General features: G+C 65.8%; 9 protein-coding genes. 3 read left to right on the top strand and 6 right to left on the bottom strand.

Going from position 1 to position 11,221, the window contains the following annotated elements:
- Positions 1 to 293 precede the first annotated feature (293 nt).
- On the bottom strand, positions 294 to 695 hold the full coding sequence (locus tag ACNTMW_RS13920; RefSeq protein WP_426633935.1) for a PLD nuclease N-terminal domain-containing protein: 402 nt from the start codon (positions 693 to 695) through the stop codon (positions 294 to 296).
- 585 nt (positions 696 to 1,280) lie between these two features.
- On the opposite strand from ACNTMW_RS13920, the gene ACNTMW_RS13915 reads away from it, so the two are divergent.
- The 3 genes from ACNTMW_RS13915 (at position 1,281) to ACNTMW_RS13905 (ending at position 3,451) form a co-directional block, all read left to right on the top strand.
- A complete protein-coding gene (locus ACNTMW_RS13915) occupies positions 1,281 to 1,433 on the top strand; it encodes a hypothetical protein (protein WP_426633934.1) in 153 nt (50 codons plus the stop codon).
- A gap of 3 nt (positions 1,434 to 1,436) precedes the next feature.
- Positions 1,437 to 2,528: a hypothetical protein gene (locus tag ACNTMW_RS13910; RefSeq protein WP_426633933.1), complete on the top strand. Its 1,092-nt coding sequence runs from the start codon at positions 1,437 to 1,439 to the stop codon at positions 2,526 to 2,528.
- 776 nt (positions 2,529 to 3,304) lie between these two features.
- Positions 3,305 to 3,451, top strand: coding sequence for a hypothetical protein (locus tag ACNTMW_RS13905; protein WP_426633932.1), 147 nt, complete (start codon positions 3,305 to 3,307; stop codon positions 3,449 to 3,451).
- 236 nt (positions 3,452 to 3,687) lie between these two features.
- Here the strand turns inward: ACNTMW_RS13905 and ACNTMW_RS13900 are convergent, their stop codons facing one another.
- From ACNTMW_RS13900 to ACNTMW_RS13880, 5 genes are all read right to left on the bottom strand, one after another.
- Positions 3,688 to 5,607, bottom strand: coding sequence for a hypothetical protein (locus tag ACNTMW_RS13900; RefSeq protein WP_426633931.1), 1,920 nt, complete (start codon positions 5,605 to 5,607; stop codon positions 3,688 to 3,690).
- Positions 5,608 to 5,765: 158 nt separating this feature from the next.
- Positions 5,766 to 6,239, bottom strand: coding sequence for an SUKH-4 family immunity protein (locus ACNTMW_RS13895; protein WP_426633930.1), 474 nt, complete (start codon positions 6,237 to 6,239; stop codon positions 5,766 to 5,768).
- A gap of 226 nt (positions 6,240 to 6,465) precedes the next feature.
- The gene (locus ACNTMW_RS13890; RefSeq protein ID WP_426633928.1) at positions 6,466 to 7,971 is read right to left on the bottom strand and encodes a sugar ABC transporter ATP-binding protein; all 1,506 of its coding nucleotides are present in this window, start codon (positions 7,969 to 7,971) and stop codon (positions 6,466 to 6,468) included.
- The gene (locus tag ACNTMW_RS13885) at positions 7,968 to 9,053 is read right to left on the bottom strand and encodes a hypothetical protein (protein ID WP_426633927.1); all 1,086 of its coding nucleotides are present in this window, start codon (positions 9,051 to 9,053) and stop codon (positions 7,968 to 7,970) included. Before ACNTMW_RS13885 ends, ACNTMW_RS13890 begins: the two co-directional genes overlap by 4 nt.
- Positions 9,050 to 11,218: an ABC transporter permease gene (locus ACNTMW_RS13880; protein ID WP_426633926.1), complete on the bottom strand. Its 2,169-nt coding sequence runs from the start codon at positions 11,216 to 11,218 to the stop codon at positions 9,050 to 9,052. The genes ACNTMW_RS13885 and ACNTMW_RS13880 overlap by 4 nt, the downstream gene beginning before the upstream one ends.
- Positions 11,219 to 11,221 lie beyond the last annotated feature (3 nt).

Here is an 11,221-nt window from a genome sequence, read left to right as displayed (position 1 = left end):
GCGGGCCGACCTACGGAAGCTAGGCGTCCGATATTGACTCATGGCCAAATTTAAGTCGATCACCGGGTGACGAACCCAAGCAGCTTCGCGGAACTGATCTCAGCCCGCAACCCCCGCGCGACGACTTGCCCCGTTCGCCCCCGACAATCCGCTGTCGACCGCGGCACCGATCGAAGTCCCGACGCTGGCGCCATGATCAGCGGATACAGTGCCGTCGCGTCGATTTCCCGCGCATGGATGGCTTCGTGGATCGGCAACAGTGGGAGACGATCCACGGTGGACACCGCCGTCGGTCAGTCGCGCCGGTTCTCGCGCTCCCGGCGGCGCAACTCCTCCTCACGCCGGCGTAGATCCGCCTCCCACTTGGCGAACATCTCCTCGTCCTCGCGCCGGAGTCGAGACACGCTTTTCAGAAAGTCCGGGTCATCGTCGGGACCGACGGAGCGCGGTCGCTCGTACTCGGGGAACCCGTTGCCCGGTCGCCACTGACCGGCGCGTCCGACGCGACGGTCCTGCGGGCGCCCGGCAACGAACCAGACAATCGGGCCAACCGGCGAGAACAGCAGAACGATGAAGACCCAGGCCACCTTCGGCAAGTTGCGCACAGCATGCTCATCGGTTGAAAGGCAGTCGATCAACGCAACCACCGTCAGCACGAGATCGACAACGAAGAAGAGCCCGTAGAGACGAATCACGGTCCGATAATGCGGCAAGAGCGCAACCCTGTCCGCCCCGTGCGCGGGGAGCGGATGGGGAGCACGCGGCCGCCCTGAACTGCATGGAACTGCTCCGAACGGCGTCGAACTGCTGCGAACGGATGGCGCCGACCTGCACCGCCTCGCACTCGCCCTGGTCACAACACCGCAGCGTCCACGTTCGCACCGAAGAGGTCACTGGTTCGATCCCAGTATCGCCCACCAGCATTTATACAGGTCAAACGCCCGCTACCGGAGGCCCGGTAACGGGCGTTTCCCATTGTGTCCCTTATGTAGGGAGCAAATGGGAACACAAGATCATCTAGGGAGCGATGTAACCGGCTGCCGCAGGATCGTCCCCGTGCGCGGTGGTCATGCCGCGGCGGCCGGCCGCCCCCGCTCGGTCGGCGTTGACCGCAGGGACTCCCAGCGCCGTTGCAGCGCCTCGGTCAGGCGCTGCCGCATCGCCGGGGTGACGTGGCTGTAGATGCCCCGCGCGCCTGTGGGGCTCGAGAATCGGGTTACCTCGGTTGACCTGCAGTCCTATGCGTGCTTAACGTCTACGTAGCCGACACGATGGAGGCCATGAACGCGTCGCTTGTGTACCTGCTGATCCGCCAGATACTGCAGATGGTGACGCAGCTCGCCCGCGACGACGGTGCGGGGTTCCAGAACCCCGTCACCGCGGCTGACGTGGGAAAATATGGCGCTCAGGTGCGCCGTCAGGCGTCATCGTGACGCGTGTCGCTGCGCCTGATGTACCTCCTGTTCTTCCGCATTACCGGCTGGCTTGCTCTTCTGAGCCGTAACAGCGTGGCCAAGGACGTCGAGATCCTGGTTCTCCGCCACGAGAATGCGGTCCTACGTCGCCAGAACCCAAAGCCGCGCCTGGACTGGGCCGACCGAGCGGTGCTCGCCGCGATGATCAGGCTCCTGCCCCGGGGCCTTAACGATGTATCGGCTCGTCGCGCCGGCTACGGTCATGCGTTGGCATCGGCGACTGGCCGTCCGGCACTGGACCTTCCCCCACTGGTCCGGCCGGCATCCGATCGCCCCGGCCATCGTCGCCCTGGTCGAGCAGCTGGCCCGCGACAACCCCGGCGCCGCCAACATCACCTCGACGAATCAGGCCGGTCCGACGTCAAGCCGAACCGGCGGTCGACGTGCTTACCGGGTTCGATTAGCATGGCTGCGGCGTCCGGCGGGACCGAATATGAGGACACGGTGCCGACCGCGATGTCGGCCGGCTTTTGCGTCTCTCGACCATCGAGACACAATGGACATACGGGGGAGGATGCCGACATGGTCGAGGGCGTGGATTCGATTCATCGCCGGGTGGCCGTGGTGACGACCCTGTTGGCGGTGTGCTCACTCGCGTTTCTGATCGACGGAGTCATCGCGCTCGGGCGGCTTGCCAAGATCAGCTCGGTCGCGCCCGCAGTGCGTGCCGCGGCCGACGGGCGAGACAGCGAGGCGATAATCGCCTCGGTCCGGTCGCACATGGTGTTCAACGTCGCCGTCGGGATCGTCGGACTGGCCGTGTTGGCGGTGCTCGCCATGGCGGTCCGACGGCGTGCGCGACCCTCTCGGGGCGGCGTCTGGCTGGCCGCCGCGGCGTTGTCCTTCGGACTGATCGGCGGCGCGGCCGTCAGCGTGGACACGATCGCCACACCGGATGCCACCGAATCGGCGCCACTTCGAGCCGCTCTGCAACAGCTGATGCCGTCCTGGTACTCCCCGACGCACAGCCTCATCACCGGCATGGTGATCATTGGTCTGGCCGTCGCAGCGTTCCTGTTGGCACGCACCAGCGACCTCGACTTCTACGGGTAGACGGGTGCGTCGGGTGCCCGTAGACAAGCCCGAAGCACGGTTCGAGGAGGACCGCACTCGCCTCGTCCCGCAGCCCACCATGCTGATGCGAGAGGATGCCCCGGATCTGCCGGCGAAAGGTCTCCGCACCGGCATCTGACCGGCGCGCGCACGGGCACCGAACTCGGCCAGGTGATCAACCTCCCGCCGGCGGTGCGTTCCCCGGGGAGCAGCCGGGGAGCATGCGGTCTGCGTGAACCACGGTGAACAACGCCGAACGGTATCCATCTGCAGTGAACGAACGGGATTGATTTGCACCGCCTCGCACTTGTGCTGGTCAGCGCGCCGCAGCGGCCACGTTCACACCGAAGTGGTCAATCAGAGCTTCAGGATCTTGGCATCAAGGTATTTCCGCAGGCCACGCTGGCATGCGGACTGCCGCCATCTCGACGGAAGTGACATCCTGGGGAGCAGATGGGGAGCACTGAGTTGAGTTGATCCGGGCTGTGCGCCTGTTCGCAATGGTGGCGCCATGACCACGAACCCGAACCGTCGGACGCCCGCGCAACCGAGCCACCCGGCGAACTCAAACAAGCTACCAAGTCGCGGGCACTCCCCTATGAGTCGCACGGCGTAGGCACCGGGTAAGTGTCCCCCTCGGGCACGAACCTTTTCCCCAGATGGGTCCGCGTTGGGGGTGTGCCTGGACGCGGACTTTCTGTTCTTCGGGGTGGTAGGTCAGGCGCAACCCGAACTGCCGGTACACCTCGGCGGGGTCGGCCTCGCGTAGCACGCCGGTGATCGACGGCTGGTACAACACCCGACGCATCCAGGCCGGCCTGGGCGACCGCAACCCGGACGAGTATGAGGCCGCCCGGTACGCCGCCAACATCGACCAGTCGGCCCCGTCCGGCACCACCCTGCAACCAACCGGCGCCAGGTAACCCGGGGAACATCACCCGGAAGGCGAAATACACGAACACAACGAGAGCACGGCCGCGCGGGCGCAGTTCGGGGACCGGCGGCACGACTGGCCTGACGAATGGGCAGGTACTCGTGATGCCCTGCTTGATGTCGCCGATGATTAGTCCGGTGGTCACGACCCGCTGACCGGGTCACTGCGCGTTTGACGGTGGTCCCGCCGCGGCCCCTCGCATGGAGCGCGGCGGGACCGCATGACCTACTTCTTGGCCACCCAACGCACCCGGCGGGTGCGCCACAGGGCCGCCATGCCGATCAGGTTCAGCATGATGCCGGCCGCCGCGATGGTGAAGATGGGCGCGCCGGTGATCGGTAAGCCGCCACCCTGGCCGCCCGCGGTGCCGCTCGGCGCCGGGGTAGCCTGGTTCAAGCCGACGAATTCGGGGATCTCGTCAGAGCCGCCCAGGTAGGCCTGCTTCTCGTCCGAGGTCTTGGTGACCTCGGTGAGTGACTTGTCGACCGTGGTCGGCAGGGTCGCGTGCTGTTCCTTGAACGTACTGTCGTTCAGCTTGGCCGTCTTCACCGGCTGGGTGAAGTCGACGCCGCCCGTGGTTACCTTCACGCCGTTCGGCAGGTCGTACGTGGTGCCGTTGAGTTCCTTCAGGTACTGGTTGAAGACGTCGGTCGGACTCCAGTCGTCCTCCCGTTCCAGCGTGGTGACGTCGTTGCTGTCGATACCGGCCTCGGCCGCCCGGCCGTCGGCCGTCATCCGGTCGCGGTACCACTCGGCAGCCACCCGGCTGATGTAGACACGGCGCAGGTCCTTGAACTGGGCCGCGTCGTTCACGGCCTTGTTCAACTCGGGCAGGAGGACGTCCCGGTAGACGGCCATGGACGGTTCCGGATTGGCCGGGCACTTGAAGTTCGGGTCGCTGGGAATCGTGAAGTCGAACGCCTCGGCCTTCACCTCGAGCGGCGCGTCGAGGATGTAGAGGCGGTTCCCCTCCTCGCGGATCGTCGCGGTCTTCGGCACGATCCACTGCCGGATGCAGGCCCCGCTTAAGCCGGTCATCCGGTTCCAGTACTCCCGGCCGACCGCCGCCTTCGGGTCCTGGGATCGCGTCCAGGCCCGTTTCAACTCCAGGTCGGCCTCGAGCAGGATGCGACCGACCTCGGTCTGGCCGAGGTAATCGTCGATCACCTTGTCCGGCTGACTCGGGTTGAGGTTCACCCAGAACCGCGAGGGTTCCACGGCCATCCAGGTGTTCAGGGCCTCGTCGGCGTTGTAGATCTGGTCGGTGCCGTCCTTCGACTCCTGGCCCGGAGTGGTCACCGTCTCGAACGAGTACGTGTCACCGCTCGATCCGCCGCCGTCCGTGACGTACCGCAGTTGGACCGACGAGAAGTCGATGCCACCCGGCCGGATCGGTCCCATTTGCTTGCCGGCCGCCTTGCTGACCGCGCTGCCCTTGGCCAACTCCTCCGGCGTCTTGGGGAGGATGGGACCCGAGACCCTCGTCTCGTTCAGCAGTGTCCGGACCGCGACCTGCTTCGCACCGGTGTTGCGGTTGTTGGTCTGGTCGTGGAGCACCTTGCGATCCTCGCCCGGACGGGGGTTCCACCGGTAACTGTAGGTGAACTTGTCCCGGACCTTGGCGGCCTTCAAGGCCGGGTTGCAGGTCGTGGCACAGGGTTCGATCTCGGAGTAACCCTCCTTGATCGGCGAGGCCTTGGCCGCCTTATACGACACCTTGCCGGTCTGCGGGTCAAACTCGATGCGCGGAGCCTTGCCCTCCATCTGTTCGATCAGCCGGATCTCGGCATGCTTGTTTGTGTCACTGTAGCCGATGATGTACTTGCCATCCTCCAGCTGGGCGATCGCGTAGTTGCCCCGGACGTTCGTGTACAGCTTGTCGGTGGTCTTCGGCGGTCGGTTGTACCGAAGATCCAGCCGCGCCTCCTGCAGGTAGGTGCTCAGTTTGGTGCACCCGTAACCGACCAAGCCTTCCGGCGTGACCGGAGGACACCGGGAATCGATGATCGGCCAATCCGCGACGACCCGCGACCCCGCGTGGGCGGAGGCCGGCGCACCGCCGATCACCGACCAGATCAGGACCAGGACCGCCGCGAGTCGCGTCAGTACCGCGATCCGCGAACGTTCCTTGATGACGTTGCCCATGAGATCCGCTGCCCCCTTGGCACCGCGACACAAATAGGCCCCCAGCGCGCATTGAAGACCGCGCCGAGGCCATCCGGTACGTCAATGTCAACCGGACCTCAGAGATGCTAGATGGTCAATTTCCAGTGAGTAACCCCGACGGACATTTCGGAAAGCGACTAAAGGTTTGATTGGTCACCATAGTTACCGGTAGCGATGTCCCATGAGAGGGCGTCCCAGTAGTTGTCCCCGATCATCGCCGGCGGATCCCACTCCGCGATGACCCGCTGCATCTCGTTCATGGCGTCTTCCCAGGCTTCTGGGTCGCCACCGACGATCGCGGGCGCAAGACCGGCGACCAGGCGTAGCGAGCGGGCGTACAGTTCGACCGACGAGTTCACGAACCTCCATAACTGGTTGTAATCAAAGACCTGCACGGCGCCAGTGTCCGGGTCAAGACAGAATTCGCCGCCATGCGCATCCGTGCCATAGCCGAATCGCAACATGCCATCCCGAAAGATCAAATCCGGGCCGAGTCGAAACAGGTCGCAGTCGTCGAGTCGTAGCGATTCCGGCAGGTCGGCCGCGGCCAGCCGGTCCCGCAACTCCGGCGACAGCGACTCCCACCCGTCGAGGTTCTCCAGTGCAGACATGGCGACCAATCTATCGAGGGCCGACCAGCAGGGCTGGCCTCGGCCGGGACGGCCCGGTCGCTTGCGCATGAAACACGGCCCAGACCGGGTCGGGTCACTGGCCATGGGCCATGCGCGGGAAGGCGCCATTGAACGCCTTCCCGCTCGTCCTCGAGGGCAGGCTCACCCCGGCCAACCACTGACCGTCCAACGACCACGATCAGCCGCTAACTCGACACTCCCCCACTCAGTGGACGGCAGCGAACATGATCGACTCCTCCGTCGCCTCGTCACCCGAGAACTCCGCGACAACCCGTCCACCCCGTGCCACCAGGACGCGGTCCGCCAACGAGAGCACCTCGGGCAGGTACGAGGAGATCACGATCACGGCTACACCTTGTTCGGCGTAACCCCGGATCGCGGCATGGATGTCCTCGATCGCACCGACGTCGACTCCCCGGGTCGGTTCATCGAAGATGACCACCTTGGGCGTCTTGGTCAGGCCCTTGGCCAGCAGTACCTTTTGCTGGTTCCCACCCGAGAGTTCGACGAGTTTGGCCTTGCCCGGGTTGAGCGTGCGCACGTGGAACCTCTCCACGAGCGCGCTGCCGATCTCCCTCAGCTTCTTCGGCCTGATCCAGGGCGGCATCGGATGGGCCGTGCCGAGATGGCCGATCGAGATGTTCTGGTAGATCGTCAGGTCCGTGAAGATGCCCAGGTTCTTGCGGTCCTCGGTGATGTAGACGACGCCGTGCCGGATGGCTTCCCGCGGCGTGCGGAAGCGAACCGGCTTGCCGTTGAGGCGGATCTCACCGCCGCCGATCCGGCGTCGCTTGAGTTCGCCGCACGCAATCATCGCCGTCTCGGTACGACCTGCGCCGACGAGGCCCGCCAGCACGACGACCTGCCCGGCGTAGGCGGAGAACGACATGTTCTGTACGACCCGCCCCATCGTGACGTTGTCGATCTCGAGAACGGGGTCCACTCCGGGCTCCGCGGTCCCACTGTGTCGCGCGTATTCCACGTCGCGACCGACCATCAACCTGACGATCTTGTCGCGTGTCATCTGTGCGGTCGGTTCGGTCGCTTGTACGACCCCGTCGCGCATGACGGTGATTCGGTCCGCGTGCTGTAGCGCTTCTTCGAGATTGTGGGTGATGAAGATGATCCCCACGCCGCGCGACTTGAGCGTCCGCATGGACAGGAAGAGCTGCTGCGCCTCTTCCGGGGTGACGGATGCCGTGGGCTCGTCGAAGATGATCAGCCGGGCCTCCTGATGCACCGCTCGGGCGATCTCGACCATCTGCTTCTGCGCGGCCCCCAGGTTGGCCACGATCGCCGTCGGCTCGATGTGGAAGTTGTGCGACTCAAGCAGGTGGCGGGCCTTCACATTGAGCGAGGCGATGCGGTTCACCACGCCGGCGTTGCCCAGGAACAGGTTCTGAGTCACGGTCATCGCGTCGACCAGGGAGTTCTCCTGGTACACCATCGCGATTCCCGCCGCCGAGGCATCGACCGGCGCGCCGAACCGCACCGATTCCCCGGCCACCCGCAGGTCACCTTCGTCAGGCTGGGTCACCCCTGCGATGATCTTGGCGAGGGTGGACTTGCCCGCACCGTTCTCACCGAGAAGGGCGTGCACCTCTCCGGGGTGCACCTCGAACGTCACTCCGTCGAGGGCAAGCGCGCCGCCATAGCGCTTCGTGAGGCCGTAGGCACCCAGGGTGGGCGGGGTGCTGGACGTCGCGGTCACGAGCCATCAACTCCTAGCGTGAGAACAGCGCCGGCACCCCGACAGACGACGACCAGCGAACCGTCCGGCATCGGCTGGACTCCGGTCACGCCATGCCTGGCGCCGTCCGCGCGGGAATGAGCGCTCTCGATTACCCGACCGGATTTGGCGAACTTGAACACCAACCCGTACGTCCGGGGCGGGGCCCAGGGCTTGATCTCGCCCAGGACCCGAATCTGACCAACCTGCAACGGTGCCCGGAAGTGGTTCTCCACGCTGAGGCGGGGTACGAGCCAGGAATCGGGCTCCGTCTTGTTGACCATCTCCTCCAGGAGGTCGTCGTCCTCTAAAAGCAGCTCGGTCGCCCGGTTGCGCATGTAGGGCGCTGCGACCCACCACTCCCCCGGGACGTCGGTCGCCCGGATGCGCCCCGGACTGGCGGGCAGGTTTCCGAGCACCACCTCCGGCTTTCGGGACGAGGCCAGCGAGCGACGCTCGATCCGGTAAGCCGCACTCAAGGAGAGGTAGAAGCCGTCCTCGCCGTCCGCGGCAACCCCGGCCGGCCACGCCAGCTCGGTGGCAACCACCTCGGTGTTCCCACCACTGACCCGCAGCAGTTTCCCGGTCGCTCGCCTGGACACGAGGTTGCGGGCCCAGTCCGTGGTCTCGGTCGAGCCGATGCAGACCAGCAGAGAGCCGTCCACCAGGGCCGTCATCGCGGTCACGCACCCGGCCAACCGGGTATCCGTGGATACCGCCTCAGTGGTGCCATCCGCGAACACCCGAACCAGGCCCAGGCCGTCGACGGCCACCACCACCCCGTCCGGAACCGGCGTGATCGCACCAGCCCGGTCAGGCAGCTCAACGAGGGCGACGAACCGCTCACCGTCCCAGCGCAACACCTTGTTCGCTGCGGTCACGACGAGGTCGTTCCCCAGGAGTGCGACGTCGTCCAGCATCAAGGGGTCGAACGGACCACCCCACTGAGGCGCCCGGTCCAGCCGGTCGTCCGGTCGCAGCCCGGCCTCCAAAGGCGGGATGGCTGAGCGTCGGACGCGACCGGGACTGATCCACTCGAGGAGATCCCTCCGCCACTGGCTCATGCTGGCACCTCCTCGACAGGGTTCGACACCGGCCGGGACGTACCCGGGATCGCATACGGGTCGATCGGGCCCACTTCCTCCGGGGACAACTTGATGCGTCCGATCCGGTTGTTCTCCAGGCCACCGAGATACAGGTAGCCGCGGTGCTCACTCATCGACGTCACCATGGGATGCCGTTCGCCGGCCTGGTCCCAGAGCACCCGGAGGATCTCCCCAGATTCGGAGAACTTGACCACGCAGGAGATGTTCCACTGGGGAACGATCCAGTCATCGACCGGAAGGTGCTTGGTCATCCGGAGACGGAACTCCGGATGCCTCAGGACCAGGTCGGAGAACGGCGTACGCATCCCGACGAAACTGAGCCAGTAGTTGCCGTCGGACGCCCGGTTGATGTTGTCGGGGGCGCCGGGCAGGTTCTCCAGGACCGGTTCGAGCTGGCCCTGCTTGGGTCCGCTGATCCAGAGCCGGTCGACCCGGAAGGTCAACGTGCTGGCGATCAGGATCGACCGGCCGTCGTGCGACGTGGCGATGCCGTTGGCGGCTGCCAGCTTCGTGACGACGGTCTCGACGGAGCCGTTGTCCGGATCCACCCGGAGGACCCGGCCGTTGGGCCGGTACTCCGCCACCAGAGAATGGTAATTGGAGGTGTCGACCCGTGTCGAAGCGTCGCTGAAGTAGATCGAGCCGTCCGGCGCGATGTCCAGGTCGTCGGCGAAGCGCAGGGCGGAGTCGTCGTACAGTTGGAACCTGGTGCGCGGTGCCCGCGTCGCCACCCACTCCACCCCTCGGTCGGGATTTATCCGGCAGACACCGATCCCACTGACCGCCACGACGAGGTTCTTGTCCGCGTCCCAGACGTGCCCCAAGGGCGTGCCGCCGGTGCGCGCATAGATTTCCGCGTGCTCGTAGTCCTCGCCCGAGAACTTCCAGATCCATCCGCGGCGATCGCCGCAGTAGACGCTGCCCTCGTCGTCGACTACGCAGTCCTCGGCCCCCTCGATCTTCCCGAGACCGATGGGCAGCGCGTCGGAGAGTGCGTCGTTGACCGCCCACTTGCTCTTCTGGTCCGTGACGTCCTCGAGGGGCCCGGGCTTGTAGTAGAAGGGCGAGATGGCCAGCTTGCCGGCAAGGGTGTTCCGGTGCTTGCCCCACTTCAGGTCCAGCGCGGCGAAGACCAGCAACAGCAGCGCCATGGCGATGGTCTCCATCGAGCCGTCCCAGCCCTGACGGAAGACAGCCTGCCCGAGCAGCGCGACGATCAAAGCCCCGGTGACCGCCCGGATCACGGAACCACGACCGCCACGCAGGCTGACGCCACCCAGCACGACGGCGGTGAGCGCGATGATCTCGTAGCCCGAAGCGACGTTGGCGGAGGTGCTCTCCTGGCGGGCGGCCATGAACAGCCCGGCCAACGCACACAACAGTCCACTGGCGACATAGCTCAGGAAGGACATCGCGTTGACGGGTATGCCGTTACGACGAGCTGATCTCCGGTCGCTGCCGATGGCCGTCAGCCACCATCCCCACTTCGAGCGGGTGAGGATCAGGTGAGTGAATACGAGGAGCAGAGCCAGCCAGAAGAAGCTCGTCGGGATCCCGGCGACCCTACCGTGCCCGATGAAGATCCAGTTGATCTCGCGCCGGGGTTGCAGCAGGTCTTGGCTGTAGTGCCCCTGCACCAGCTGGATCAGGGCGCGGAAGGTCAGAGCGGTGACGAGCGTGGTGATGAACGGTCTCGTCTTGATGACCGCGATCAGGAAGCCGTTGATGGCGCCGAGCGCCATGCCGCCGAGGAGCGTGGTGGCCACGACCACTTCGACCGGTAACTCGTAGACCCGGAAGAGCACCAGGCTACCGATGGCACCCATGCCCATGATGGCGCCGACGGACAGGTCGAAGCCACCACCGATCAGAACCAGGGTCAGGGCGATGGCCAGCAGCCCCGCCTCCGCGAAGCGGGAGAGGATGATGGAGCGGTCACCGCCCGCGAGGATCTCCGGCGTGGTCCCCACGACCACGAGCCCGAGCACGAGCGCCAGGACGACGGGGACCGCGCCTTCCATCCACGGTTTTGCCAGCAGGTCGCCGACCGTCCGCTTCGGGGCGAACCGAGCCAGTGACGGACGGCCGGTCAGGGAGAAACCGTCGATTCTTCTGATCGCCAACGT

This window comes from Planosporangium spinosum (assembly GCF_049999945.1).
Lineage (GTDB): Bacteria > Actinomycetota > Actinomycetes > Mycobacteriales > Micromonosporaceae > Planosporangium > Planosporangium spinosum.
The sequence above is the reverse complement of the archived record's forward strand: the minus strand, read 5'-3'. Positions and strand labels throughout refer to the sequence as shown.